Genomic DNA, 277 nt, shown 5'->3' on the forward strand with positions numbered 1-277 from the left:
CTATTCCCCTGGAAAATGTAGGACATCAAAGACTCATATCCGAGGCTTGATCTATGTGTGTTCGTGGTCTGCAATAAAGCATAACAAGCAGTGCAAAGAATTTTACGAAAGACTTCTTTCTCAAGGGAAGGCAAAGAAATTGGCTTTGATAGCGGTTTGTAATAAACTTTTGAGAATCTGTTTTGGAGTGGTGAAGAATAAGACGAAATATCAACCGGATTATCAAACAAACTTTAAAATTTTAACCTAAATAATTTGCAATTTAACATAGAACATC

The 277-nt window shown here is 34.7% G+C and carries 1 pseudogene; it reads left to right on the forward strand.

The annotated features are described in order from the left end of the window. Window positions 1–250 (forward strand): annotated as a pseudogene (locus tag OXQ85_RS20585) (IS110 family transposase); the annotation flags it as partial. Between the last annotated feature and the right edge of the window lie 27 nt (window positions 251–277).

This window comes from Chryseobacterium sp. GM_Chr_2 (assembly GCF_026540445.1).
Classification (GTDB): Bacteria; Bacteroidota; Bacteroidia; order Flavobacteriales; family Weeksellaceae; genus Chryseobacterium.